At 72.1% G+C, this 26,314-nt stretch carries 20 protein-coding genes and 1 pseudogene; 5 read left to right on the forward strand and 16 right to left on the reverse strand.

The annotated features are described in order from the left end of the window. Nucleotides 1–459 precede the first annotated feature (459 nt). Complete coding sequence (glnA, locus tag ACFYPN_RS01195; RefSeq protein ID WP_275494565.1) at nucleotides 460–1,869, reverse strand: type I glutamate--ammonia ligase; 1,410 nt, start codon at nucleotides 1,867–1,869, stop codon at nucleotides 460–462. Nucleotides 1,870–2,090: 221 nt separating this feature from the next. Between glnA and ACFYPN_RS01200 the strand changes: the two genes are divergently transcribed. Beyond that, entirely contained in the window at nucleotides 2,091–2,558 is a 468-nt protein-coding gene (locus ACFYPN_RS01200) for an RDD family protein (protein WP_358757967.1), read from the forward strand. 521 nt (nucleotides 2,559–3,079) lie between these two features. Here the strand turns inward: ACFYPN_RS01200 and ACFYPN_RS01205 are convergent. The 4 genes from ACFYPN_RS01205 to lipB form a co-directional block, all read right to left on the reverse strand. Continuing rightward, the gene (locus ACFYPN_RS01205; protein WP_358757969.1) at nucleotides 3,080–3,787 is read right to left on the reverse strand and encodes a DUF4191 domain-containing protein; all 708 of its coding nucleotides are present in this window, start codon (nucleotides 3,785–3,787) and stop codon (nucleotides 3,080–3,082) included. Between the two features lie 10 nt (nucleotides 3,788–3,797). After that, complete coding sequence (locus ACFYPN_RS01210; RefSeq protein ID WP_358757970.1) at nucleotides 3,798–4,007, reverse strand: hypothetical protein; 210 nt, start codon at nucleotides 4,005–4,007, stop codon at nucleotides 3,798–3,800. A 312-nt stretch (nucleotides 4,008–4,319) separates the two neighbouring features. After that, the gene (gene lipA, locus ACFYPN_RS01215) at nucleotides 4,320–5,300 is read right to left on the reverse strand and encodes a lipoyl synthase (RefSeq protein WP_358757972.1); all 981 of its coding nucleotides are present in this window, start codon (nucleotides 5,298–5,300) and stop codon (nucleotides 4,320–4,322) included. A 184-nt stretch (nucleotides 5,301–5,484) separates the two neighbouring features. Further along, the gene (gene lipB, locus ACFYPN_RS01220) at nucleotides 5,485–6,288 is read right to left on the reverse strand and encodes a lipoyl(octanoyl) transferase LipB (protein ID WP_389296383.1); all 804 of its coding nucleotides are present in this window, start codon (nucleotides 6,286–6,288) and stop codon (nucleotides 5,485–5,487) included. A 268-nt stretch (nucleotides 6,289–6,556) separates the two neighbouring features. On the opposite strand from lipB, the gene ACFYPN_RS01225 reads away from it, so the two are divergent. After that, nucleotides 6,557–8,182, forward strand: a complete 1,626-nt coding sequence (locus tag ACFYPN_RS01225) for a regulator (protein ID WP_389296384.1) — start codon at nucleotides 6,557–6,559, stop codon at nucleotides 8,180–8,182. Nucleotides 8,183–8,253: 71 nt separating this feature from the next. Here ACFYPN_RS01225 and ACFYPN_RS01230 read toward each other — a convergent pair whose 3' ends face one another. Next, nucleotides 8,254–9,600 carry an NAD(P)/FAD-dependent oxidoreductase gene (locus ACFYPN_RS01230; protein WP_358757977.1) on the reverse strand — a complete coding sequence of 449 codons (1,347 nt, stop codon included), beginning with the start codon at nucleotides 9,598–9,600 and terminating at the stop codon, nucleotides 8,254–8,256. A gap of 194 nt (nucleotides 9,601–9,794) precedes the next feature. Then, nucleotides 9,795–10,694, reverse strand: coding sequence for a TIGR01777 family oxidoreductase (locus ACFYPN_RS01235; protein ID WP_358757979.1), 900 nt, complete (start codon nucleotides 10,692–10,694; stop codon nucleotides 9,795–9,797). A 55-nt stretch (nucleotides 10,695–10,749) separates the two neighbouring features. On the opposite strand from ACFYPN_RS01235, the gene ACFYPN_RS01240 reads away from it, so the two are divergent. Continuing rightward, on the forward strand, nucleotides 10,750–11,334 hold the full coding sequence (locus ACFYPN_RS01240) for a GNAT family N-acetyltransferase (RefSeq protein ID WP_358757981.1): 585 nt from the start codon (nucleotides 10,750–10,752) through the stop codon (nucleotides 11,332–11,334). 19 nt (nucleotides 11,335–11,353) lie between these two features. On the opposite strand, the gene ACFYPN_RS01245 is transcribed toward ACFYPN_RS01240, so the two are convergent. The 7 genes and pseudogenes from ACFYPN_RS01245 to ACFYPN_RS01275 form a co-directional block, all read right to left on the reverse strand. Beyond that, nucleotides 11,354–11,875, reverse strand: a complete 522-nt coding sequence (locus ACFYPN_RS01245; protein ID WP_389296576.1) for a DUF4240 domain-containing protein — start codon at nucleotides 11,873–11,875, stop codon at nucleotides 11,354–11,356. Between the two features lie 134 nt (nucleotides 11,876–12,009). Then, nucleotides 12,010–13,015, reverse strand: a pseudogene (locus ACFYPN_RS01250) (helix-turn-helix transcriptional regulator). A gap of 124 nt (nucleotides 13,016–13,139) precedes the next feature. After that, nucleotides 13,140–15,821 (reverse strand): pyruvate dehydrogenase (acetyl-transferring), homodimeric type, encoded by a 2,682-nt coding sequence (gene aceE, locus ACFYPN_RS01255; protein WP_389296385.1) that lies wholly within the window; start codon nucleotides 15,819–15,821, stop codon nucleotides 13,140–13,142. 340 nt (nucleotides 15,822–16,161) lie between these two features. After that, nucleotides 16,162–16,785 carry a GntR family transcriptional regulator gene (locus tag ACFYPN_RS01260; protein ID WP_358757987.1) on the reverse strand — a complete coding sequence of 208 codons (624 nt, stop codon included), beginning with the start codon at nucleotides 16,783–16,785 and terminating at the stop codon, nucleotides 16,162–16,164. A 146-nt stretch (nucleotides 16,786–16,931) separates the two neighbouring features. After that, entirely contained in the window at nucleotides 16,932–18,746 is a 1,815-nt protein-coding gene (sucB, locus tag ACFYPN_RS01265; protein WP_389296386.1) for a 2-oxoglutarate dehydrogenase, E2 component, dihydrolipoamide succinyltransferase, read from the reverse strand. A gap of 56 nt (nucleotides 18,747–18,802) precedes the next feature. Continuing rightward, nucleotides 18,803–20,191, reverse strand: coding sequence for a dihydrolipoyl dehydrogenase (gene lpdA, locus ACFYPN_RS01270; protein WP_389296387.1), 1,389 nt, complete (start codon nucleotides 20,189–20,191; stop codon nucleotides 18,803–18,805). A gap of 354 nt (nucleotides 20,192–20,545) precedes the next feature. Further along, nucleotides 20,546–22,087 carry a leucyl aminopeptidase gene (locus ACFYPN_RS01275; protein WP_358757992.1) on the reverse strand — a complete coding sequence of 514 codons (1,542 nt, stop codon included), beginning with the start codon at nucleotides 22,085–22,087 and terminating at the stop codon, nucleotides 20,546–20,548. A gap of 321 nt (nucleotides 22,088–22,408) precedes the next feature. Here ACFYPN_RS01275 and ACFYPN_RS01280 point away from each other — a divergent pair, with 321 nt between their 5' ends. Next, nucleotides 22,409–23,236: an endo alpha-1,4 polygalactosaminidase gene (locus ACFYPN_RS01280; protein WP_389296577.1), complete on the forward strand. Its 828-nt coding sequence runs from the start codon at nucleotides 22,409–22,411 to the stop codon at nucleotides 23,234–23,236. A 57-nt stretch (nucleotides 23,237–23,293) separates the two neighbouring features. Here ACFYPN_RS01280 and ACFYPN_RS01285 read toward each other — a convergent pair whose 3' ends face one another. After that, nucleotides 23,294–24,100, reverse strand: coding sequence for an adenosylcobinamide-GDP ribazoletransferase (locus ACFYPN_RS01285; protein WP_358757994.1), 807 nt, complete (start codon nucleotides 24,098–24,100; stop codon nucleotides 23,294–23,296). Nucleotides 24,101–24,188: 88 nt separating this feature from the next. Between ACFYPN_RS01285 and ACFYPN_RS01290 the strand changes: the two genes are divergently transcribed. Then, nucleotides 24,189–24,950, forward strand: a complete 762-nt coding sequence (locus ACFYPN_RS01290; RefSeq protein ID WP_389296388.1) for a hypothetical protein — start codon at nucleotides 24,189–24,191, stop codon at nucleotides 24,948–24,950. A 91-nt stretch (nucleotides 24,951–25,041) separates the two neighbouring features. On the opposite strand, the gene cobT is transcribed toward ACFYPN_RS01290, so the two are convergent. Further along, entirely contained in the window at nucleotides 25,042–26,166 is a 1,125-nt protein-coding gene (cobT, locus tag ACFYPN_RS01295) for a nicotinate-nucleotide--dimethylbenzimidazole phosphoribosyltransferase (RefSeq protein ID WP_389296389.1), read from the reverse strand. Nucleotides 26,167–26,314: the final 148 nt, after the last annotated feature.

A 26,314-nucleotide genomic window follows, 5' to 3' on the forward strand; every position in this document is an offset into this window, starting at 1 on the left:
TCCAGCTCAACCGGTCGGCTAGACGGATGCCGTTGTCCGCAGCGATCTCTGCGACACGGCGCTCTGACCAGTACAGATATCTACCTGTCTCACTGCTGCCCATGATCCCCCCTGCTCCGTGCTCGTGCCCATTGACCAGGCCCAGCTTATTGGTGAGTGTTCGATTAATGCGCAGGTCGATTCGGTTCCCGTTTCCTGCTAAATGGTCAGCCGCCGACAGATCAACTCATCGTGTTAGCCGTTGTTACGCCCACCTGATGCCCAACAGCCTGGACCGGGCGCGCAAGGGGCCATCGACGCGGTGTTCGGCCCGGCCGCCGAGGACGACGGCGACGACGGAGCAGTGCCCGTCGTGGTGTGACGGGAGCAAAAAGGCCGTCGGCCGTACCCCCGGAGGGATACGACCGACGGCCACAGACGGCCCAGGTGAGAGGAGAAACCCTCTGACCTGCGGCAGTCCTAGAGATCGAAGTACAGCTCGAACTCGTGCGGGTGCGGGCGCAGCTGGATCGGGGCGATCTCGTGGGTGCGCTTGTAGTCGATCCACGTCTCGATCAGGTCGGTGGTGAAGACACCGCCGGCCTGGAGGTACTCGTTGTCCTGCTCCAGCGCCTCGAGGACGGCCGGCAGCGAGGTCGGGACCTGCTGGACGTTGGCGTGCTCCTCGGGAGCCAGCTCGTACAGGTCCTTGTCGATCGGCTCGGCCGGCTCGATCTTGTTCTTCACGCCGTCGAGGCCGGCCATCAGCAGCGCCGCGAACGCGAGGTACGGGTTCGAGGACGGGTCCGGCGCGCGGAACTCGACGCGCTTGGCCTTCGGGTTCGAGCCGGTGATCGGGATGCGCATCGCGGCGGAGCGGTTGCGCTGCGAGTACACCATGTTGACCGGGGCCTCGAAGCCCGGGACCAGGCGGTGGTACGAGTTCACCGTCGGGTTGGTGAAGGCCAGCAGCGACGGGGCGTGCTTGAGGATGCCGCCGATGTAGTAGCGGGCCATGTCCGACAGGCCGGCGTAACCCTGCTCGTCGTAGAAGAGCGGCACGCCGCCCTGCCACAGCGACTGGTGCACGTGCATGCCCGAGCCGTTGTCGCCGAAGATCGGCTTCGGCATGAAGGTCGCGGTCTTGCCGTTGCGCCAGGCGACGTTCTTCACGATGTACTTGAAGAGCATCAGGTCGTCGGCCGCGGCGAGCAGCGTGTTGAACTTGTAGTTGATCTCGGCCTGGCCGGCGGTGCCGACCTCGTGGTGCTGGCGCTCGACCTGGAGGCCGTTCTTGTCCAGCTCCAGGGAGATCTCGGCCCGCAGGTCCGCGAAGTGGTCGACCGGCGGGGTCGGGAAGTAGCCGCCCTTGTAACGGACCTTGTACCCGCGGTTGTTCTCGACCGCACCGGTGTTCCAGGCGCCGGCCTCGGAGTCGATGTGGTAGAAGCTCTCGTTCGCCGACGTCTGGAAGCGGACGTTGTCGAAGACGTAGAACTCGGCCTCGGGGCCGAAGTACGCCGTGTCGGCGAAGCCGGTGGAGGCGAGGTACGCCTCGGCCTTCTTGGCCACGTTCCGCGGGTCACGGCTGTACTGCTCGCCGGTGATCGGGTCGTGGATGAAGAAGTTGATGTTGACCGTCTTGTCGCGGCGGAAGGGGTCCACCCGGGCGGTCGACAGGTCGGCGCGGAGCGCCATGTCGGACTCGTGGATGGCCTGGAAGCCGCGGATCGACGAACCGTCGAAGGCGAGTTCCTCGGCCGGGTCGAAGCTCGCTGCCGGAATGGTGAAGTGCTGCATCACACCGGGCAGGTCGCAGAAACGGACGTCGATGAACTTCACGTCGTTGTCCGCGACGTACTTCTGCACTTCGTCGGCGTTCTGGAACATCCAACTCCTCCTACTCCCGGCCCGGAGGGGCTGGGGTTGTAGCTCGTGTGTGTCGCCAGTGCGGTGGCGCACGTTGAGGGCGACCTTAGGCAGACGGGATTTCCCCAGCATGACCCATTTGTTTCGCCCAAGTTAACCGGGCGCGCGGTGGGGGACACCCCAACGCCTCATCCCGTGCCCCGACGGGCCACGGGCAAACCCGGTCGCAGTACCGTGGTCGGGTGGACAACAGGCAAGCAATCGGATCGTGGCTGTCCGGCCCCCAGGCGGCGGCCGAGGACATGGGCGTCGACTTCGGCTACCGGGGCAAGCGCCTCGGGCTCCCCGAGGAGGGCCCGGGCTCGGTGGCCCCGCTCGGCCGCCGGTTCGGCGCGATCTTCATCGACTGGGTGCTGTGCCTGGTGATCGCATACGGGCTCATCGCTCGCGGTGACCAACAGGCCGCCGGTAACTGGGCGTTGCTCGTCTTCCTGGTCATGAGCTTCCTCACCGTGGGCACCCTCGGCTTCACTCCCGGCAAGCGCCTGCTGCGTCTGCGCGTCGTCTCCGAGGGTGGCGGGCGGCTCGGTCTGGGGCGCGTCCTCGTGCGGACCGTGCTGTTGGTCGTGGTGATCCCGGCTCTCATCTGGGACCGCGACGGACGCGGGCTGCACGACCGGCTCTCCCGCTCCGTCCAGGTCCGTCTCTGACCCTGCCGAAGGGTCCCCGGACCCGGGCGCCCGGCAGTCCGTCGGCCGTTTCTCCGCGGGCGGGTGGCGAGGGTCACTCCGGCCCTCCGCAAAGGTTCGGGGGCGTTCCGCCATTCGGACAACCGCATCCGTACCGTGACCCGGGTCGTTCACCATGTGGACCGAAGTGGCCGTACGGGCCCGTCGCGCCCCGTACGCGCCCGCCGGGCCCTCCGTGGGGCCACCCCCGAACCGCGCCGGGCCGCGCCGGGCCGCGCCGGGCCGCCCCTCCCGCTTTCCTCACCGCGCCCCGTCCGTACCACCCGGACACGCGACGAGGGGCGGCCCCGACCTCCCGGTCCGGGCCGCCCCTCTGGTGTGAGCGTGTGAGTGGGTGAGCGGTGAAGCTGACGCATGACGTGTGAGGCATGACGTCGGGGCGCGGAGCACGGGATCCACGAGGAACCACCGGGAACCGGGGGAGACCGTGTGCCGTGCCCGCGCGGCGAGAGAGGTGGAGCGGGGGCGCTGCGACGTACCGGTCAGCGCGTCTTTCCGCCGCGCGGCATGCGCATGCCCTTCGGCATGGGCCCCTTCGGCAAGGGCATATTGCTCATCAGGTCGCCCATCGCCCGCAGCCGGTCGTTGGCCGCCGTGACCTGCGGGCCGCTGAGGACGCGCGGGTACTTCAGCATCTTGGTGCGCACCTTCTTCAGCGGCACCTGGCCCTCGCCGTCGCCCACGATGATGTCGTGCACCGGGACGTCGACGACGATGCGCGCCATCCGCCTCTTCTCGGCGGCCAGCAGACTCTTCACCCGGTTCGGGTTGCCCTCGGCCACCAGCACGATGCCGGCCTTGCCGACCGCGCGGTGGACGACGTCCTGGCTGCGGTTCATCGCGACCGCCGGAGTGGTGGTCCAGCCGCGTCCGACACGGTCCAGCACCGCTGCCGCGGCACCGGGCTGGCCCTCCATCTGGCCGAAGGCCGCGGCCTCCGCGCGCCGTCCGAAGACGATCAGCATCGCGAGGACGGCCAGTACGAAGCCCAGGATGCCCAGGTAGAGCGGGTGACCGATCGCGAAGCCGATCGCGAGCAGCACGCCGAAGACGACGATCCCCAGTCCCGCGAGCACGAGCGGGATCTTCGGGTCCGACCGCCGGGTCATCTTGTAGGTCAGGGCGATCTGCTTGAGCCGCCCCGCGTTCTCGGCGCTGTCCGCGCCTTCAGTGTTTGCCTTCCTCGCCATGTGAAGAAGTTTACGTGGCCGAGGAACGGTGCTCCGCAACGGCCTCCAGTACGTACTGGGCCTCGACCCGGTCCTTGGCGCGGCGGCGGTCCTCCAGGACCGCGGTCCAGGCGTTGCGGCGGGCGGTCCGCTGGCCGCCGCTCAGCAGCAGCGACTCGACGGCGCGGAGGGCGTGGGTGACGGTCGGAAGGGCGTGGGCACGTACCGGCGCGGCCTGCATGGCGGTGTTCCCTCTCGGGGCGGTCCGCGCGCGGCGCGGAACGGGGGTGCGGGAATCGAAGGGCGACAGCGGGTTCGGCCACTGAGGCCCGTGGAACCGGGGTCACTGCTCCGGAGCGGGACCTGGGTCACTGCTCCGGGACCAGGGTCACCCTCTGGTGTTACCAGGGCGTGACCGGTCGGTCAAACACCAATGAAACCTTGATGCGGGCCGTGCGCACGCCGAAGCGGCCCATCCGCGTCCCCCACCTGCGGGGAGCGTGCGGGCCGCCTCGTGCGGGCTCTTACCGCCGGTAATACCCTGTGCTCGGATTCACACGGCCGCGGCGGGCGTGGCCGTCCTGGAGGCGGCCGCGTCGCGGGCCTCCATCGCCTGCTGGAAGAGGCGTCCGGCGCGGTACGAAGAGCGCACCAGCGGCCCCGACATCACGCCGGAGTACCCGATCGCGTCGGCCTCGTCCTTCAGCTCCACGAACTCCTGCGGCTTCACCCAGCGCTCGACGGGGTGGTGACGCACGGAGGGGCGCAGGTACTGGGTGATCGTGATCAGCTCGCAGCCGGCGTCGTGCAGGTCCTGGAGCGCCTCGCTGACCTCTTCACGGGTCTCGCCCATGCCGAGGATCAGGTTCGACTTGGTCACCAGACCGGCCTCGCGGGCCCGCGTGATGACCTCCAGGGAACGCTCGTACCGGAAACCCGGGCGGATGCGCTTGAAGATGCGGGGGACCGTCTCGACGTTGTGCGCCAGCACCTCGGGGCGCGAGGAGAAGACCTCGGCCAGTTGGGCGGGCTCGGCGTTGAAGTCGGGGATCAGCAGCTCGACCTTGGTGCGGCCGGCCTCGCGTGCATCCGTCAGCGCGTGGATCTGGCGGACGGTCTCCGCGTACAGCCAGGCGCCGCCGTCCTCCAGGTCGTCGCGCGCGACGCCGGTGATCGTGGCGTAGTTCAGGTCCATCGTGACGACGGACTCGCCGACCCGGCGGGGCTCGTCGAGGTCCAGCGCCTGCGGTTTGCCGGTGTCGATCTGGCAGAAGTCACAACGCCGGGTGCACTGGTCACCGCCGATGAGGAAAGTCGCCTCGCGGTCCTCCCAGCATTCGAAGATGTTGGGACAGCCCGCCTCCTGGCAGACCGTGTGCAGCCCCTCGCTCTTGACGAGCTTCTGCAACTGGTTGTACTCGGGGCCCATCTTCGCCCGGGTCTTGATCCACTCGGGCTTGCGCTCGATGGGGGTCTGGCTGTTCCGGACCTCCAGGCGCAGCATCTTGCGCCCGTCGGGTGCGACAGCGGACACTCCGGCACTCCCCTTTGCTTTCACTGCATTGGATTCTTCGGCGAACACCAGGGTACGCCCGTCATTCGCACGGCCTTACGTCCGGCCAACCTGGGGCGGACGGGGGCTATTCCCCGTTCGGCCGCACATGCCGGGCCGAGGTTCCCGGCGAGGGGCCGTACAGCACCTCCGGGACCGCCGGCGGTCAGGCGGTCGCCGGAGCGGCTGCCACCTCGCGGGGCGCGAGCTCGGCCTTCTCCAGGACGTCGCGCAGGTGCTTCTCCACGACCGGGAGCACCTCAGCGATTTTGAGGTCGCGCCCCAGCTCGTACGCGAGCGAGGTGACGCCCGCGTCGCGGATGCCGCACGGCACGATCCGGTCGAAGGAGGTGTTGTCGGGGTTCACGTTCAGCGCGAAACCGTGCATCGTGACGCCCTTGGCGACGCGGATGCCGATGGCCGCCAGCTTGCGGTCCTCGCGGCGCTGTCCCGCGTTCGAGGGGGCGTACTCGGGGCCGTTGAGGCGCGGGTCGAACTCCTCGTCCGTCAGCCGGGGGTCGAAGTCCAGCGACAGGCCGCCCAGCGACGGCCGCTGCTCGACCGGATCACCCAGCACCCAGACCCCGCTGCGCCCCTTGACCCGGCTGGTCACCACACCGAACTCGGCGGCGGCGCGGATCAGCGCCTCCTCCAGCCGGCGCACGTGGGCGACCACGTCGACCGGGCGCGGCAGCTTCTGGATCGGGTAGCCGACGAGCTGGCCAGGACCGTGCCAGGTGATCTTGCCGCCGCGGTCCACGTCGATGACCGGGGTGCCGTCCAGGGGACGCTCGCTGTCGGTGGTGCGCCGGCCCGCCGTGTAGACGGACCGGTGCTCCAGCAGCAGGCAGGTGTCGGGGACGGTGTCCTCGAAGCGGGCGGCGTGCAGCTCGCGCTGCCGCTGCCAGGCCTCCTGGTACTCGACGGCTTCCGCGCCGAACCCCAGCCGGACGAAACGCAGCTCGCTCACGAAAGATGCCTCCCTGCTCGTGGTGACGGCAGCCCGGAGGGTGCCTCCCGACCGTCGTCCCCGTGCACTGATCGTGCCCGAATCACTGTACGACCGTCCGGGCCCGGGTGGTCCGGCAGGCCCTTCCGTCAGCGTGATCACCACTCCTCACACGATCGGATGAACATGGAGCGAACGCCGCCGGGGCCGCTTCCCAGGCAGCTAAATTCACGCCGTTCCCCAAGGGCTGCCACGCCCGGCCCAGGCAAGGCAGGAGACCGCACCGCAGATGTCGGAACGACCCCCGCAGCGCACCCCGCACCCCCCGAACCGCAGACTCGCCGCACTCATCGCGGAGGCCGGCTTCTCCCACGCGGGCCTGGCCCGACGGGTGGACCAGCTGGGACTGGAGCATGGCCTCGACCTGCGGTACGACAAGACCTCGGTGACCCGCTGGCTGCGCGGCCAGCAACCCCGCGGGACGACCCCCGCCCTGATCGCCGAGGTCTTCACCCGGCGCCTCGGACGCCGGCTCACCGCCCAGGACCTCGGGCTCGATGCGTGCGCGCCCGTCTACGCGGGCCTGGAGTTCGCGGCGACCCCGGCCGAGGCCGTCGACATCGTCAGCGGACTCTGGCGCAAGGACTCGGGCAACCAGGCGGACCTGCGCAAGATCGCCTTCACCCCGGCCGGGCTCGTGGTGCCGAGCCGGGACTGGCTGATCGGCCAGGCCGACGAATCCGTCTCCCGGGGCGACCTCCCGGCACCCGCCCCGGGTCCCGGCACGACGGGTCCCGGCACGACGGGCCCCGGAGCCCCGGGCGCGTGGATCGGTGGCCAGCGCTCCGCGCCCACACCCGAACCCACCCCCGCCCCCGGCCGAGCCGCCGCCCCCGTGCCCGCCCCCGGCCACGCGCCGGGCGGCCCCGCGGCCAAGAACGCGGGCGCGGTCCCACCAGGAACGCCGCGCCCCGCGGTGCCCCGCCAGCGGCAGACCGAGCGCGGTCCCGGCCAGCGCGTCGGCAACGGCGACGTGGCGGCGCTCCGCTCGGTCGGCGAACTCTTCCGCTCGCTCGACCACGCCTACGGCGGCGGTCACGCCCGTCAGGCCCTGGTCCGCTACCTGGAACACGAGACGGAGCCCATGCTCCGGGGCAGCTACACCGAGACGACCGGCCGCCGGCTCTTCGCGGCGGCGGCCGACCTGACCCGGCTGGCCGGGTGGACGTCGTACGACATCGCCGCGCACGGGCTGGCCCAGCGGTACTTCGTCCAGGCCCTGCGCCTCGCCCAGGCCGCCGGGGACCGCGCCTACGGCAGCTACGTGCTGATCACGATGAGCCGGCAGGCGGTCTACCTCGGCCACGGCCGCGAGGCGGTCCAGCTCGCCCGGGTGGCCCAGCAGGGGGTGGGTGCCGCCGCGCCCCCGGCCGTCCAGGCGCTGCTGCACGCGGTCGAGGCCCGCGGGCACGGCGTGCTCGGGGACGCGCGGGCGTGCGCCGTCTCCTTGGCGCGCGCGGAGCGCGCCCTGGAGGCCGCGCGCCCCGGCGACGAGGCGCCGCACTGGGCCCGCCCCTTCGACGAGGCCCAGCTCGCCGACGAGATGGCACACTGCCACCGGGACCTCCAGCAGTACCGGGCCGCCGCCCTGCACGCCGAGCGCTCGCTGCAGCAGCGGGCGCCCGTGTACGCCCGGAGCAGGCTCTTCTGCCGGGTCGTCCTCGCCTCGGCCCGGCTCGGTCTCGGCGAGCTCGACCAGGCCTGCCTGCTGGGCGCCGAGGCGGCCCAGCAGGCCCGGGAGATGCGGTCGGTCCGGGCGACGGAGTACGTACGCGAGTTCGAGCGCAAGCTGGAGCCCTACCGCGACGCGGCGGCGGTGCGCGGGTACCGCGAGCAGGTCGCGGCCCTCGGCTGACGGCCGCGACCCGCGCCCGCCGCAGCCCCCGCAGGGACCGGGAACGCGCGCGCTCTCGGGCCGCCCCCCCGTCAGGCGGCCCCCGAGAGCGTCGCCCCCGGCTCCGGCACGTACCCCGGGCCCGTCCCGAGGTCGGCCAGGATCGCCTCCGCCGCGCGCCGCCCCGAGTGCAGGGCGCCCCGCAAGGTGCTGGTGTCCCGGTGGTCGCCGCACACGTACAGCCCGGCGAGCACCCGCACCGGGCGGCTCGGATCGTGCGGCGGGGTCATCACCGGGACCGCCTCGGAGGTGTGGTGGGTGGCCAGCAGCTCCCAGTCGTCCGTGGGCGTCCCGTAGAGCGCCGCCAGATGGCCGCGTACCGCCCGGTCCAGTCCGGGCGGCGGGGTGCCGAGCACCGCGGAGGTGATGAGCGCGCGGCCCTGCGGCGCGCGGGTGGGATCGATCTCGCTCATCACCGCCGAGTACGCGACCGGCCCCGCCCCGCCCGCCTCCAGCACCAGCGAGGCGCCCGTCCGGGGAGCGGAGGGAGCGGTGTGGTGAAGCACCGTCACCGGATGGAAGCCGGGCACCCGCAACCCGGGCAGCAGCTCGGCGGCGGCCCCCGCGCCGGTCGCCACCAGCAGCGCCCGGCAGCTCAGTTCGCCGTGCTCCTTGGTGCGCACGGAGGTGGTGTCGGCGGCCATCACCTGGACGTTCGTCCGCACGGTGTCCGGCGGCAGGGTGGACGCCAGCAGCTCCGGCAGCGCCGCCGACCCCCCCTCCGGCACCCGGAGTCGACCCCGCGCCCAGTCGCGCAGGACCAGCTCCGCGACCCGGCTCGACACCCGCAGCTCCGGATCGCTGAGGAGGGCGGCGAGCAGTGGGCGCAGGAAGCCGTCGACGGTACGGACCGGCAGTCCGCGCGCCGCGAGCGCCGCCTCCGCCGCCCGGTCGGGCTTGGCCATGATGCGGGCCGTGGAGGTGGAGGCGAGCCGCGCCAGCGAAGCGCCGAGCCGGGCCCGGTCCAGGGCCTCGCCCACCGCCCCGCCCCGGCCGGAGGCGGCGGCGCGGTCGACGCCGACGGGGGCGCCCGACCGGGCGCGTACCGGCCTGAACGCGCCCCTGGTGCTTCGTATGCCACCGGCGCGATAGTGACGCCCGGCGTTGTGGACCACGACGGCCGGATCGAACTCCCGGAGCATGAGGCTCGCCAGCCCCGGTATGTCCCCGAGTTCCTCCGGCACGCTGCTGAGGAGCGGGCCGAGACGGTCGAGCCGGAACCCGTCCACCTCGTCCGTGGCCAGCCTGCCGCCGATGCGCGGTGTTGCCTCCAGGACGCTGACGCTCACCCCCGCCCGTACGAGAAGGTGGGCGGCTGACAGGCCGGCGGTGCCGGCTCCGATGATGACCACGTCCGCGTGGTGTGCCGGCTTAAGCACATGCCCTCCCCGAGTCGTGCGAGCGGTGGGAGGCTCATGCCCCCGACTGCCTCCCGGAATGCCCGAGTTCGCCAAAGAGGCTAGGAGGATGGCCGATACCTGGACAGTGGCCCGTAAGCGGACACCGGTGCACGGGGTCGCACACGCCCCCTCGGGCCGCGTCCGACCACACCGCCGGGAGGACGGAGGGCCGCTCAGCCCAGGGCCGCGCGGACCGCGCTGTCGATGTCGGGGAAGGCGAAGGCGAAGCCCGAGTCGAGCAGCTTGCGCGGGATCACCCGCTGGCTGCCCAGCACGTCCTCGGCGAAGTCGCCCAGCGCGAGGCGGAGCGCCGGGGCCGGAGCCGTGAACAGGGTGGGCCGGTGCAGCACCCGCCCCATCGCCGCCGTCACCTCGGCGTTGGTGACCGGATCGGGCGCGGTGAGGTTCACCGGCCCGGAGAGGGTGTCCGTGTCGAGCAGATGGCGCAGAGCGGCGACGTGGTCGTGGAGCGCGATGAAGCTCCAGTACTGGCGGCCGTTGCCGAGCCGGCCGCCCAGCCCGGCCTTGAAGAGCGGGAAGAGCTTGCCCCAGGCGCCACCGCCCGAGGCGACGACCAGCCCGGTGCGCGCGTGGACGGTCCGGATGCCGGCCTCCTCGGCGGGTGCCGCAGCGGCCTCCCACTCCTCGCACACCGAGGGCAGGAACCCCTCGCCGGGCGGGGCACCCTCGTCGACCGGCCGGTCACCGGTGTCGCCGTAGTAGCCGATCGCGGAACCCGAGACCAGGACCTTCGGCGGGCTGTCCAGGGAGGCGAGGGCCTCCGCGATCGCGGAGGTGCCCAGCACCCGGCTGTCCCGGATCTCCTTCTTGTACGCCTCGGTCCACCGGTGGTCGCCGACCCCGGCACCCGCCATGTGCACGACCGCGTCACAGCCGACCAGCCCGGATACGTCGACATATCCCCGGTGCGGATCCCATTCGACCTCGTCACCCGCCTTGGCGGGCCGGCGCACCAGCCGGCACACCTCGTGCCCGTCCGCCCGCAGCGAGCGCACCAGCTCCGCTCCGATGAGTCCGGTCGATCCGGTGACGGCGATACGGGAGTGATCCATGGGCCCATCCTGCCCCATGGATCACCCCGGTGACCGGCATGGCACAGTGGCGCCCATGTCCGAGCTCCGCCTCCACTCGATACGCCCGGCGCTCCCCTCCGACGGGACCGCGCTCGCTGCTCTCGACCGGGAGACCTGGTCCACCCTGCACGCCGTGCAGCCCCGCCCGCAGCCGCCCTACCCGCCGTTCTTCGACGAGCGCCACGTGCCCCGCGACTTCCTCGTCGCCGAGACGGTGCCGGACGGCGCGCGGACCGGAATGCGGGCCGATGTGCGGGCCGATGTGCCGGACGGCGTGCACACGGGAGAGGACATCGCGGGGGCGCCGCGCCTCGCCGGGTACATCCGCCTGGTCGCGCCCACCCCGCTCGCGTGCAACCAGCACGTCCGCCAGATCCAGGGCCTCGCCGTCGCCGCCCCGGCGCGTGGCCTCGGCATCGCGCGGGCGCTGCTGCGGGCCGCGTGCACCGAGGCGCGGCGCCAGGGAGCCAACCGGATCACCCTGCGCGTCCTCGGCCACAACACACCGGCCCGCGCGCTCTACGCCGCCGAGGGCTTCGCCGTGGAGGGCGTGCTGCCCGGGGAGTTCTTCCTGAACGGCGGGTACGTCGACGACGTGCTGATGGGGCGCGCACTCTGAGGCCCCCGCCCCGTGCACCTCAGCCTCCGCCGAACCGCTCCCACAACGCGGGCAAGCGGGCCGCGAGCACCTCGTCGTTCTCGAAAGAGAAGGGCACACCGGCCGGTTCGCGGGCCTGCGGGGGCAGTCCCAGGTCCGGCGAGACGACCCCGGTGAGCTGTTCGTACGCCTCGTCGGCGGCGTAGCCCAGTTCCTCGCCGTCCCCGTCGACCTCCTCGTCGAAGTCGTCCAGGAGTTCGGCGAGCTCGTCGGGGTCCTGCAGCGCGCCCTCGAACACCTCCCGGCCCTGGCCGATCAACCAGCACCGGAAGTAGTCGAAGGCGTCTTCGCTCGCGCCGCCGAGCAGCAGGGCGGCGGCGCCCCACAGGTCCCACCGGTACGCGCGGTGGTAGCGGGCCTCGAAGTGCCGGGCGAAGTCGAGCACGGACTCGGGATCGAGCCCCACCAGCCGCTCCACGAGCAGCTCGGCGTGGTCCTCGGGGTCGCCGTCGGCGGCCTCGCGAGTGCTGTCGATGAGCTCCCAGAACTCCGTCTCGTCCATCACGGGTACAGCATCGGCCCCGGCGGTGCCCGACGCACGCGGAGCCGCCGGGCTTCCGTCTGTTGGGCGCCCCGGGTCCGCCCACCGGCCCGGTCCGGCCGCCGCGCCCTGCCCGGCCCTGATCCGCCGGGCACCTACCGGTAGCGGCCGTGCATCCGCGCCGCGGCGTCCCGGAAACGGGCACGCAGTGCGGCCGGCGCCAGCACCTCCGCCTCCGCGCCCAGCGCCAGCAGCTGCTCGTACGCCACCTCGGGCGACTCCACCGGCAGGGTGACCGTGCGCCATCCGTCGCCGTCCGGCGGTCCGGCGGCGGTCAGCGCCTCCTCGGCGGCACCCCGGTCCACCAGATGCGGCAGCCGCCGCGCGCCCGCCCCGGAGACCCGTACGGTCACCTCGGTACGGAGCAGGGGAGCGGGCGAACCGCGCGGACCGCTCGGCCCAGAACCCGGCCAGGTCGAACCCCGTGTCCCGCTCGAACCGCCCGCCGTCCGGCTCGACCCGGACGAACCGGTCGACCCGGTACACCCGGAAGCCGTCCGGCGCGCCCCCGGTGGGCTCCGCGGGGGCTGCGGGGTCCGCGACCCGCGCGCAGAGGTACCAGACGCCCGCCTTCAGCACGAGCCCGTACGGCAGCAGCGACCGGTCCGCCTCGGCGTCGCCCCGGCGGTAGCGGGCCCGGACCGTGCGGTCGTCGCGGACGGCCGCCGCCACGACGGGCAGCAGCGCCGGGGCCACCGGGTCCTGGAACCAGCCCGGGGCGTCCAGGTGGAAGCGCCGGGCCACGGTGTCCGGGGTGTCCCGCAGCGACGGCGTCAGGGCCGCGGCCACCTTGAGCCGGGCGGCGGACGCGGCGTCCCCGAGACCCAGGTCCCGCAGCGCGGTGGGCAGTCCGGAGAGGAAGAGCGCCTCGGCCTCGCCCCGGGCGAGACCGGTGAGGCGGGTGCGGTAGCCGTCGACGAGGTGGTACCCGCCGGTCCGGCCACGCTCCGCGTACACCGGTACGCCCGCCTCGCCGAGCGCGGCCGCGTCCCGGACGACGGTCCGCTCCGACACCTCCAGCTCCGCCGCCAGCTCGGCGGCGGTCATCCCGGGCCGGGACTGGAGGAGCAGCACCATGGTGATCAGTCGGGCGGCGCGCATGTGCCCATTCTCGCCGAGGGAGCCCCGCACGGATCACACGGAGAACGCCGTGGCCCCTCCGGTGTTCCGGAGGGGCCACGGCGTTCGGGGCCGGGTGTCAGGGACCGGGCGCGAGGGTCACGGATCAGAGTCCGTAACGCTCCCGGGCCTCCTTGACCGCGGAGGCCGGGATCTCGCCACGCTTGACGAGCTGGGCCAGGGCCGCGACGACGACCGACTGCGCGTCGACACCGAAGTGGCGGCGGGCCGCGTCACGGGTGTCGGAGAGGCCGAAGCCGTCCGTACCGAGCGAGGACCAGTCCTGCTCCACCCACTGGCTGATCTGGTCGGGCACCTGCCGCATCCAGTCGCTGACCGCGAGCACCGGGCCGGGGGCACCGGCCAGCGCCTGCGTCACGTACGGGACCCGCTCCTCGCCCCGCAGCAGCGCGGCGTCGGCGTCCAGCGCGTCGCGGCGCAGCTCGCCCCACGAGGTGGCGGACCAGACGTCGGCGGTGACGCCCCAGTCGGCGGCCAGCAGCTCCTGGGCCTCCAGGGCCCAGTGGATGGCGGTACCGGAGGCCAGCAGCTGCAGGCGCGGCGTGTCGGCGCCGGCCGGCGTGCCCTCCTTGAAGCGGTAGAGGCCCTTGATGATGCCCTCCTCGACGCCTTCCGGCATCGCGGGCTGGGGCTTCGGCTCGTTGTAGACCGTCAGGTAGTAGAAGACGTTGGAGTCCTCGCCGACGACGGGCTCGCCGTACATCCGGCGCAGACCCTCCTTGACGATCACCGCGATCTCGTACGCGAAGGCCGGGTCGTAGTTGAGCGACGCCGGGTTCGTGGCCGCGATCAGGTGCGAGTGGCCGTCCGCGTGCTGGAGGCCCTCACCCGTCAGGGTCGTGCGGCCCGCGGTGGCGCCGACGATGAAGCCCTTGCCGAGCTGGTCGGCGAGCTGCCACATCTGGTCGCCGGTCCGCTGCCAGCCGAACATCGAGTAGAAGATGTAGAACGGGATCATCGTCTCGCCGTGCGTCGCGTACGACGTGGACGCGGCGATGAAGTCCGCCATCGAGCCGGCCTCGGTGATCCCCTCGTTGAGGATCTGGCCGTCCTTGGCTTCCTTGTAGTACATCAGCTGGTCGCGGTCGACCGGCTCGTACGTCTGGCCCAGCGGCGAGTAGATGCCGGCCGACGGGAAAAGCGACTCCATACCGAAGGTACGGGCCTCGTCGGGGACGATCGGGACCCAGCGCTTGCCGGTCTCCTTCTCCCGCATCAGGTCCTTGGCGAGCCGGACGAAGGCCATGGTGGTGGCCATTTCCTGCTTGCCGGAACCCTTCTTCAGCGCGGCGAACGCGCGCTCGCCGGGCTGCGGCAGGGCCGCGGCATGCACCCGGCGGGCGGGGGCGGGGCCGCCGAGGGCCGCGCGGCGCTCCTGGAGGTAGCGGACCTCGGGGGAGTCGGCGCCGGGGTGACCGTAGGGCACCACACCGCTCTCGAAGGCGCTGTCCGGGATCGGGAGGCCGAGCAGCTCGCGCATGTCCTTGAACTCGTCCAGGGACAGCTTCTTCATCTGGTGGTTGGCGTTCTTGGACTCGAAGCCCTTGCCGAGCGTGAAGCCCTTCACCGTCTGGGCGAGGATCACGGTCGGGCCGCCCTTGTGCTCCAGGGCCGCCTTGTACGCCGCGTAGACCTTGCGGGCCTCGTGGCCGCCGCGCGAAGTGTAGAAACATTCGGCGATCTTCGCGTCGGTGAGCAGCTTCGCCAGTTCGACGAGGGCGGGCTCGGCGCCGAAGAAGTGCTCGCGGATGTACGCGACGTCACGGGTGGCGTACGTCTGGAACTGCGCGTCCGGGACCTCGCGGAGGCGGCGGACGAGCGCACCGGTGGTGTCGAGCTGGAACAGCTCGTCCCACGCGTTGCCCCAGAGCGTCTTGACGACGTTCCAGCCGGCCCCGCGGAAGGCGCCTTCCAGCTCCTGGACCACGCGGAAGTTCGCGCGGACCGGGCCGTCGAGGCGCTGCAGGTTGCAGTTGATGACGAAGGTCAGGTTGTCGAGACCCTCACGGGCGGCGAGCGCCAGGGCGGCCGTCGACTCGGGCTCGTCCATCTCGCCGTCGCCCAGGAAGGCCCAGACGTGGCTGTTCGACGTGTCCTTGATGTTGCGGTTGGCCAGGTAGCGGTTGAAACGCGCCTGGTAGATGGCCGACAGCGGGCCGAGGCCCATCGACACGGTGGGGAACTCCCACAGCCAGGGCAGTCGCCGCGGGTGCGGGTAGGACGGCAGGCCCTCGCCGCCGGCCTCCTGACGGAAGTGGTCGAGCTGCTGCTCGCTCAGCCGGCCGTCGAGGAAGGCGCGGGCGTAGATGCCGGGGGAGGCGTGACCCTGGATGTAGAGCTGGTCACCGGAGCCGTCCCCCTCCTTGCCGCGGAAGAAGTGGTTGAAGCCCGTCTCGTAGAGCCAGGCCGCCGAGGCGAACGTGGCGATGTGGCCGCCGACGCCGTGCTTCGCCCCGCGGGTCACCATGGCCGCCGCGTTCCAGCGGTTCCACGCGGTGATGCGGGATTCCATCTCCAGGTCGCCGTCGAACTCGGGCTCGGCGGCGGTCGGGATGGAGTTGACGTAGTCGGTCTCCAGCAGCTTGGGCAGCGCGAGACCGGCGCCTTCGGCGTGTTCGAGCGAACGCCTCATCAGGTACGCGGCGCGATGCGGCCCCGCGGCCTTGGTCACGGCGTCCAGAGAGGCCGCCCATTCGGCGGTCTCTTCGGGGTCGCGGTCCGGGAACTGGTCGAGTTCGCTCGGACGCTTTCCTACGGGGTCGGTCATGATCGCCGCCTTCCGGAGTGGGAGGGGGTGGAGAAATCCCTGGCTGGCAGGACAGGGCGACGGGCCGGTGGGCCCGCGGAGAACTGTAAATCCCTGATCGATGATCGATCAAAGGGTTGAAGGGAAAAACTTCTCGATATGAAGAAAATGGCATGGGGTGCCGCCAAATGGGGCACGGAGTGACGGAACAAATCGGGGAAAAAGGGTCACTGTGCGCTCGAAAGAGCGATGAAAGTGACAGATGTGAAACCTAGCGGTCATGTATGCATGCGAAAGACCAAGTCCGGGTCGTCCGCCGCGCACCGGGGCGAGCGGTACCCGAACTCCGCGCGAGCGGTCCTCAGGCGCGCGGCGCGCAGCCCAGCACGTGCGCCTTGACCAGCGGGCCGATCTGCGGATCCTGTCGGGTGAACGCGTCGATGAGCGCCTCGTGCTCCTCCGCGTAGGACTTCTGCACCGTGCCCAGCCACCGGATCGACAGGGCCGTGAACACCTCGATGCCCAGCCCTTCCCAGGTGTGCAGCAGCACGGCGTTGCCGGCCGCCCGCACCAGCTCCCGGTGGAAGCCGACGGTGTGCCGCACCTGCGCCTCCCCGTCGGCGGTCCGGTCGGCCTCGTAGAGGGCCGTCACGTGCGGCTGGAGGGCCGAGCAGTCGCCGCCGAGGGCGGGGGCCGCCAGCTCCGCCGCGATCTGCTCCAGACCCGCGCGCACGGGGTAGCTCTCCTCCAGGTCCGCGGCGGTGAGATTGCGGACCCGGACGCCCTTGTTCGGCGCCGACTCGATCAGCCGCAGCGTCTCCAGTTCGCGCAGCGCCTCGCGCACCGGCGTCTGGCTGACCTCCAGCTCCGTGGCGATCCGCCGCTCCACGATCCGCTCGCCCGGCTTCCAGCGCCCGCTGACGATCCCGTCCACGATGTGCTCGCGGATCTGTTCGCGCAGCGAGTGGACGACGGGCGGGGTCATGAGGTGCTCCTTCGGGCGAACCGGTGCCGACTGCGACCGGCCACGGCCGCCGAGCGCCGTGGTGACTAGACAATACGGCGGCGCCCCCGTCCGGGAGGTGGTCCGGACGGGGGCGCCGCTGGTGAGGCTCGTTACAGCAGGATCGTTCAGAGGCCGAGCTCGACCTCGAACTCACCGGCCTCCAGGATCGCCTTGACCGCGGTCAGGTAACGGGCGGCGTCCGCGCCGTCCACCAGACGGTGGTCGTAGGAGAGCGAGAGGTACGTCATGTCACGGATGCCGATGACGGTTCCCTCGGCGGTCTCGATGACGGCCGGACGCTTCACCGTGGCACCGATGCCCAGGATGGCGGCCTGGTTCGGCGGCACGATGACGGTGTCGAAGAGCGCACCGCGCGAACCGGTGTTGCTGATGGTGAAGGTGGCACCCGACATGTCGTCCGGAGTGAGGCCGCCACCGCGGGCCTTGCCGGCCAGCTCGGCGGTCTTCTTCGAGATGCCGGCGATGTTCAGGTCGCCCGCGCCCTTGATGACCGGGGTCATCAGACCCTTCTCGGCGTCGACGGCGATGCCGATGTTCTCCGAGTCGAAGTACGTGATGGTGCCTTCGCCCTCGTTGATCCGGGCGTTGATGACCGGGTGGGCCTTCAGCGCCTGGGCCGCCGCCTTCACGAAGAACGGCATCGGGGAGAGCTTGACGCCCTCACGGGCGGCGAACGCGTCCTTCGCCTGGTTGCGCAGCTTCATCAGCTTGGTGATGTCGACCTCGACGACCGAGGTCAGCTGGGCCTGCGAGTGCAGCGCCTTCATCATGTTCTCGCCGATGACCTTGCGCATGCGGGTCATCTTGACGGTCTGACCGCGCAGCGGCGACGCCTCCAGCTTCGGCGCCTTGGCGGCGGCCGGAGCGGCGGCGGCGGGGGCCGGAGCGGCGGCGGCCTTGGCGGCCTCCGCGGCGGCGATGACGTCCTGCTTGCGGATACGGCCACCGACGCCGGTGCCCTTCACCGCGCCCAGGTCGACGCTGTTCTCCGAAGCCAGCTTGCGGACCAGCGGCGTGACGTACGCGCCGTCGTCACCGGAGGTCGCGGCGGGGGTGACCGGAGCCGGAGCGGCGACCGGAGCCGGGGCCGGGGCAGCGGCCGGAGCGGCGGCCGGAGCCGGAGCGGCGGGCGCCACCGGAGCCGGGGCAGCTGCCGGAGCCGGAGCGGCGGGCGCGGGGGCCGGGGCGGCGGCCGGAGCCGGGGCGGGAGCAGCCGGAGCCGGAGCCGGGGCAGCTGCCGGAGCCGGAGCCGGAGCAGCGGCGGCGGGCGCCGGGGCGGCGGCCGGGGCGGCACCCTTGGCACCGATGACGGCGAGCTTCGCGCCGACCTCGGCGGTCTCGTCCTCGGCGACGACGATCTCCAGCAGCACGCCGGAGACCGGGGCCGGGATCTCGGTGTCGACCTTGTCCGTGGAGACCTCGAGCAGGGGCTCGTCCTCCGTGACCTCCTCGCCGACCTCCTTCAGCCAGCGGGTGACGGTGCCCTCGGTGACGCTCTCGCCGAGCGCCGGAAGGGTGACGTCGGTGCCCTCGGCGGAGGAGGCGCCGGCGGTGTCCTCGGCGGTCGGGGCCGGGGCGGGAGCCTCGGTCTCGGTCGACGGGGCGGTGGGGGCCTCGGTGGCGGGCTCGGCGGCCGGAGCCGCGGCCTCCGCCGGGGCGGCGGCGGGCGCGGGGGCGCCGGAGCCGTCGTCGATGATGGCCAGCTCGGCGCCGACCTCGACGGACTCGTCCTCGGCGACCTTGATGGAGGCCAGGATGCCGGAGACGGGGGCCGGGATCTCGGTGTCGACCTTGTCGGTCGAGACCTCCAGCAACGGCTCGTCAGCCTCGACGCGCTCGCCCTCGGCCTTCAGCCAGCGGGTGACAGTGCCCTCGGTGACGCTCTCGCCGAGCGCCGGAAGGGTTACGGAAACCGACATGGTTTCGGTTGCTCCTTACGAATTGCGGAAGTGGTCGGTCGTCGCCCGGGACTGGATCAGTCGTGGGAGTGGAGCGGCTTGCCGGCCAGTGCGAGGTGGGCCTCGCCCATGGCCTCGTTCTGGGTCGGGTGGGCGTGGATGAGCTGCGCGACCTCGGCCGGCAGCGCCTCCCAGTTGTAGATCAGCTGTGCTTCGCCGACCTGCTCGCCCATGCGGTCGCCGACCATGTGGACGCCGACCACGGCACCGTCCTTGACCTGGACGAGCTTGATCTCGCCCGCGGTCTTCAGGATCTTGCTCTTGCCGTTGCCCGCCAGGTTGTACTTGAGGGCGACGACCTTGTCCGCACCGTAGATCTCCTTGGCCTTCGCCTCGGAGATGCCGACGGAGGCGACCTCGGGGTGGCAGTACGTCACCTTCGGCACGCCGTCGTAGTCGATCGGGACGACCTTCAGTCCGGCCAGCCGCTCCGCGACGAGGATGCCCTCGGCGAAGCCGACGTGCGCCAGCTGGAGGGTCGGCGCGAGGTCGCCCACGGCCGAGATCGTGGGCACGTTGGTCTGCATGTACTCGTCGACGAGGACGTAGCCGCGGTCCATCGCGACCCCGGCCTCCTCGTAACCGAGACCCTGCGACACCGGGCCGCGGCCGATCGCGACCAGCAGCACCTCGGCCTCGAAGGTCTTGCCGTCGGCGAGGGTCACGCGGACGCCGTCCTGCGTGTACTCGGCCTTGTCGAAGAAGGTGCCGAGGTTGAACTTGATGCCGCGCTTGCGGAACGCGCGCTCCAGAAGCTTCGAGCTGTTCTCGTCCTCGACCGGGACCAGGTGCTTCATGCCTTCGACGATGGTCACGTCGGTGCCGAAGGACTTCCACGCCGAGGCGAACTCGACGCCGATGACGCCGCCGCCGAGCACGATGGCCGACTTCGGGACACGGTCCAGCTTCAGCGCGTGGTCCGAGGAGATGATGCGGTTGCCGTCGATCTCCAGGCCCGGCAGCGAGCGCGGCACGGAGCCGGTCGCCAGCACGACGTGACGGCCCTGGACGCGCTCGCCGTTCACGTCCACCGAGGTCGGGGACGACAGGCGGCCCTCACCCTCGATGTAGTGCACCTTGCGGGAGGCGATGAGACCCTGCAGGCCCTTGTACAGGCCCGAGATCACTTCGTCCTTGTACTTGTGGACCGCCTCGATGTCGATGCCCTCGAAGGTGGCCTTGACACCGAACTGCTCGGCCTCGCGTGCCTGGTCGGCGATCTCGCCGGCGTGCAGCAGTGCCTTGGTCGGGATGCAGCCGTTGTGCAGGCAGGTACCGCCGACCTTGCCCTTCTCGATCAGAGCGACGTCCAGGCCCAGCTGCGCTCCGCGCAGGGCCGCGGCGTAACCGCCACTGCCACCGCCGAGGATCACTAGGTCGAAAACGGTGCTGGCGTCGTTCGCCACGTCACGTCCTCCATGCATGTGCGCCGTACGCCGGGCCCCGTGGGGTGTGACCGGCCGGTCGGCTGGTGTTCGGCCGCTGAGTCGTTCGGCCCTGTGGTGGGGGCCCTGTCCTGCCGAGAACCCATCTTCGCACTTGTTGACCGCCGACGGGACGCGGGGCCCGATCCGGACCGGACTCCCGGGGTTCCGCCAGGGGCCGCATCCGTGCAGAAACGCGTGGATTCGGCCGAGTTCGTCCAGAGCGAAACCCCGACGGCCGGAGCCTGCCCCGGTTCGAACGGCGCACGCAATGCGTACAGCCCCGGACATCCGCCCGGGGCTGTACGACTTTGGTCACAACGGACCGGCGGGTGGTCAGCCCAGGTCGCCGGCGGCGGTGCGCTCCGCGAGCCGGACCAGGGTGCGCACCGAGGAGCCGGTGCCGCCCTTGGGGGTGTATCCGTACGGAGCGCCCTCGTGGAAAGCCGGGCCCGCGATGTCCAGGTGCGCCCAGGCGATGCCCTCGCCGACGAACTCCTTCAGGAACAGACCGGCCACCAGGCCGCCGCCCATCCGCTCGCCCATGTTGGCGATGTCGGCGGTCGAGGAGTCCATGCCCTTGCGCAGGTCCGCGGGGAGCGGCATCGGCCAGGACGCCTCACCGACCTCTTCGGCGATCTCGTGGATCGACGTGCGGAAGGCGTCGTCGTTGGCCATGATGCCGAAGGTGCGGTTGCCGAGCGCCACCATCATGGCGCCGGTCAGGGTCGCCACGTCGACGATCGCGTCGGGGGCCTCCTCGGAGGCGCGGGTCAACGCGTCGGCGAGGACGAGCCGGCCCTCGGCGTCCGTGTTGAGGACCTCGACGGTCTTGCCGCTGTACATGTGCAGCACGTCACCCGGGCGGGTGGCGTTGCCCGACGGCATGTTCTCCGCGAGCGCCAGCCAGCCGGTGACGTTGACGCGCAGGCCGAGACGGGCCGCGGCGACGACGGTGGCGAACACGGCGGCGGCGCCGCTCATGTCGCACTTCATCGTCTCGTTGTGTCCCGCCGGCTTGAGCGAGATGCCGCCCGAGTCGTAGGTGATGCCCTTGCCCACCAGGGCCAGGGTCTTCTCCGCCTTCGGGTGCGTGTAGGCGAGCTTCACCAGGCGCGGGCCGTGGGTGGCGCCCTGGCCGACGCCGATCAGACCGCCGTAGCCGCCCTTGACCAGGGCCTTCTCGTCGAGCACCTGGACCTTGATCCCGTGCTCCTTGCCGGCGGCGGTGGCCACGGCGGCGAAGGACTCGGGGTAGAGGTCGTTCGGCGGGGTGTTGATCAGGTCGCGGGCGCGGTTGATCTCCTCGGCCACGGCGACGGCGCGGTCGGCGACGGCCTTGAAGGCCTTGTCGCGCGGCTTGGCACCGAGCAGGACGACCTCGGCGAGCGGCAGCTTCGGACCGTTGGCCTTGGCCGCCGCGGGGGCGAGCTTGTTCTCGCCGCCCTGGTAGGCGGTGAAGGCGTACGCGCCGAGCAGGGCGCCCTCGGCGACGGCGCCGGCGTCCTCGACCGTCGTCGACGGCAAGGCGAAGCCGGCCTTCTTCGAGCCGATCAGCGCGCGGGCGGCGACACCGGCGGCGCGGCGCAGGATCTCGGAGTCGTAGGCGTCGGCCGAGTCCGGGGCGGTGCCCAGGCCGACCGCGACGACGACGGGAGCCTTGAGGCCGCCGACCGCGGGAACCTTGGTGAGTTCGCCCTCGGCACCGGTGGCACCCAGGGTCTCCAGGACGGCGGCGAGCTTCCCGCCGAAGGCCTTGTCCACGGCCTCGGCGCCCGGTGCGAGCACCGGTCCCTTGGAGCCCTTGGCGAGGCCGACGACGAGTGCGTCGGCGCGCAGCGTCGCCGCACCTGCGGTGCTGAGAGTGAGAGCAGTCACGGTGGTGAATTCTCGCTTCCGTTGAGTACGTGGATCGGTCGAGGGGTGGGCCGACCGTGCCCGGCGCATCGTAGACGCGTCCGCAATGCCCAGGGAACGAGCCTACGCGCGCTCTTCCCGCCGGATCACGGCGGTGCTCACCGCCGGAAGGCGTCCGGACCGGTCGAGGCGGTGCGCGGGGCGAACGTAGAGGTCGCATAGGCTCGTTGACGCGGGAGCAGGGCAAGGGGCGCACCGGAGTGCGTGCGGCGGGTACGGGAACGGGGTCGGGGAACGGTGTTCGGGACGAGGCATGGGCTGCCGGTGGCGGTCACCTTCCTGATGGTGTCGCTGCTGCTCTCCGGCTGCACCTCGGGAGCGTCCCGTCAAGCCCCTGACGGCCGCTCCGGCGCGGCCGCCCCGACGTCCACCGCCTCATCGCCGGCCGGGCGCTGGCAGCCCCGCCCCGGTCTGGACTGGCAGTGGCAGCTCTCCGGGCGGCTCGACGCCACCGTGGACGTCCCGGTGTACGACATCGACGGCTTCGACCACGGCGCCGCCGCCGTCGCCGGTCTGCACGACCGGGGCAGCAAGGTCATCTGCTACCTCTCCACCGGCGCCCACGAGGACTTCCGGCCGGACGCCGACGCCTTTCCCGCCTCCGTGCTGGGCAAGGGCAACGGCTGGGAGGGCGAGCGCTGGCTCGACGTCCGGCGCACCGACGTCCTGGAACCCCTGATGGAGAACCGGATCGCGATGTGCGCCAAGAAGGGCTTCGACGCCGTGGAACCGGACAACATGGACGGCTACCGCAACGACACCGGCTTCCCGCTCACCGCCGCGGACCAGTTGGCGTACAACCGGCTGATCGCCCGCGTCGCCCACCGCCACGGCCTGGCGGTCGGCCTCAAGAACGACCTCGACCAGATCCCCGCGCTCGAACCGGACTTCGACTTCGCGGTGAACGAGCAGTGCGCGCAGTACGAGGAGTGCGACGAACTGGTCCCGTTCGTCGAGGCGGACAAAGCCGTCTTCCATGTCGAGTACGAACTGCCGGCCGCCGCCTTCTGCGCCCGCTCGCGCGCACTCCGGCTCAGCTCGCTGGAGAAGAAGTACGAACTCGGTGCCTGGCGCAAGAGCTGCGCGACGACGGGCCCGGCGCGCACCTGAGCGCCGGCCGCCCCCGTGTCGGGCCCGGGCGCGCACCTGAGCGCCGGCGACGCCGCGTCAGCCGAGCGCCAGCACCACCAGGGCGGCCGTCGCCGCCGTCTCCTCCACCGCGCCGAACACGTCCCCGGTCACCCCGCCGAACCGCCTCACGCAGTGCCGCAGCAGGACCTCTGCCGCCCCGAGCGCGAGCAGCGCGGCGAGCGCGTGGTGCGCCGTCCCGCCCGCCCGGCCCCCGTCGGTCCAGCCCCCGCCCGCCCCGGTCCAGCCGGCCGCCGCGCAGACCGTGACCGCCACCACCGCGACCGAGACCGCCCCCGGCACCGGAACCGTGCCGGCCACCACCGCGCCCAGCCCCTCCGGACGGGCCGCCGGTACGCCCCGGCGTGAGGCCAGGGTCAGCGCCAGACGGGCGGTGACGGCGGCCACCACCGTGCCCGCGGCGCCCTCGGCCCAGCCGTGCCCGTAGAGCTGGTAACCGGCGGCCACCTGGGCCAGCAGAACGAAGAGCAGGGTGATCACGCCGAACGGCCCGATGTCCGACTGCTTCATGATCCGCAGCGCGTCCTCGGCCGGCTTGCCACTGCCGAGCCCGTCCGCCGTGTCCGCGAGGCCGTCCAGATGCAGGCCCCGGGTGAGCACGGCCGGTACGGCGGCGGAGGCGACGGCCGCGAGCAGCGGGCCCGAGCCGAGCAGCAGCGCCACCGAACCGAGGCCGGCCGCGAGCACCCCCACCACGAGCCCGGCGAGGGGGGCGCAGAGCATGCCCGCACGGGCGGCGTCCCGGTCCCAGCGGGTGACGCGGACGGGCAGCACGGTGAGGGTGCCGAAGGCGAAACGGAGGCCGTGGCTGTTCAGGGAGGTCACCGCGAGCACGTTAGTCCGTGCACAACCCCTGCCATTCGGTCAAGATGTGACGAATACGCACAAGGGTGATCGATCGGGAGAGGGTGGCATGGGTCACTGGTGGCACACCAACATCACCGAGCCCGGAAAACTGCCGCTGCTCCTCGCGCTGGCCGCGTTCGTGCTGACCTTCGCCATCACCCGCACCATCACCCGCATGATCCGGGCGGGGAAGGGGCCGTTCCGCAACATCACCCCCGGCGGGGTCCACGTCCACCACGTCGTCCCAGGGGTGGTGCTCTCCGTCCTCGGCGGCTTCGGCGCGGTCGCCAGCGGCCAGCACAGCGCCACCGCGATGGTCTTCGCGGTGATCTTCGGAATCGGGGCGGGCCTGGTGCTGGACGAGTTCGCGCTGATCCTGCACCTGGACGACGTCTACTGGACGGAACAGGGACGCCAGAGCGTGGAGATGGTCGTGCTGACGACCTCGCTCGTGCTGCTGGTCCTCGCGGGCTTCTCGCCCCTCGGGGTGGACGAACTGACGGACGAGCAGGAGAACGGCCGGCTCGGCCTCGTCCTGACGATGGTCGTCAACTTCCTCTTCGTCCTGGTCACGCTCTTCAAGGGCAAGGCGCGGATGGCGGTCGTCGGTGCCCTCGTCCCCTTCGTGGCGGTGATCGGCGCCCTCCGGCTGGCCCGCCCCGGCTCACCGTGGGCCAAGCGGTTCTACGGCCGCCGCCACCGGGCCCGCGCCCGTGCGGTGCTGCGCGCCTACCACCACGACGTCCGCTGGGCCGGTCCCCGCCGCAAGTTCCAGGACCTGATCGGCGGAGCCCCGGACCGGGTACCGCTGCCCGGCCCCAAACCCTGACCCCGACCCGTACGCAGGGCCTCGGACGACCAGGTGCTTCGGACAACCAGGTGCCTCGGACGACCGGGGCGCCTCGGAGGACCGCGGTGCCTCAGACGGCCGGGTCCGCCACGATCCCGTCCCGCTCGTCGTCCCGCTCGTCGTCGGGCGCCCCGGCCGGCTCCTCGGCGAGCTTCTCCGGCTCCCGCTCCGGGAGTTCGGCGGCGAACGCGGCGGCGGCCCGCACCAGCGGGAGGGCCAGCAGCGCGCCCGTCCCCTCGCCGACCGTGACCCCGTGGTCGAGCAGCGGCGTCAACGCCATCCGGTCCAGGGCCTTCGCCTGCGCCGGTTCACCGCTCGCGTGCCCGGCCAGCCACCAGTCCGGCGCCCGGAACGCGGCCCGCTGCGCCACCAGCGCGCAGGCCGCCGAGACCACACCGTCCAGGACCACCGGGAGGCGGCGCACCGCGCACTGGAGGAGGAAGCCGGTCATCGCGGCGAGATCCGCGCCACCGACCGCCGCCAGCAACTCCACCTGGTCCCCGAGGACCGGACGGGCCCGGCGCAGCGAGTCCCGGACCGCCGCGCACTTGCGCATCCACGCCAGGTCGTCGATCCCCGCACCGCCGCGGCCGGTCACCACCGAGGCGTCGGTGCCGCACAGCGCGGCGATCAGGGTGGCCGCCGCCGTCGTCCCGCCCACGCTGATGTCGCCCAGCACCACCAGGTCGGTACCGGAGTCGGCCTCCTCGTCCGCGATCCGGATGCCCAGCCGTACGGCCTCGGCCGCCTCGTCGGCGGTCAGGGCGTCCTCGACGTCGATCCGCCCGGTCCCGCGCCGTACCCGGCTCCGCACGACGGACTCCGGCAGCAGCTCCGGGTCGCAGTCCAGACCGGCGTCGACGATCCGTACCGGCACCGAGAAACTCCGGGCCAGCACGGCCAGCGGGCTCGCCCCGTCCAGGGTGGCGCGGACCAGTTCGTACGCGCTCCCCGCGGCGCGCCCGGAGACGCCCAGTTCGGCGACCTTGTGGTCACCGGCGAAGAGCACCACGCGCGGCTGGTCCACGGGCCGCACCGGCACCGACTGCTGTGCGGCGGACAGCCACTCGCCCAGTTCGTCGAGCCGGCCGAGCGCGCCGGGCGGGACGATCAGCCGCCCCCGGCGGTCCTCGGCGTCGCGCCGCACACCGCCGTCGGGGCGCTCGATCAGGTCGGAGAAGTCGTCCAGGTTCACGGAGGTCTGCCTCGCGGGTCGTCGCATCGGGGGCCGGAGCCCGCGGGCGGGCTCCTCGGAACAGTATCCGGACAGTATCCCGGCACACCCTTCCCCCGACCGGCCCGGAGGACGGCACGGCACCGCGGGCGAGGGGCCGACGGGGGCG

Source organism: Streptomyces sp. NPDC005576, from assembly GCF_042871745.1.
GTDB lineage: Bacteria > Actinomycetota > Actinomycetes > Streptomycetales > Streptomycetaceae > Streptomyces.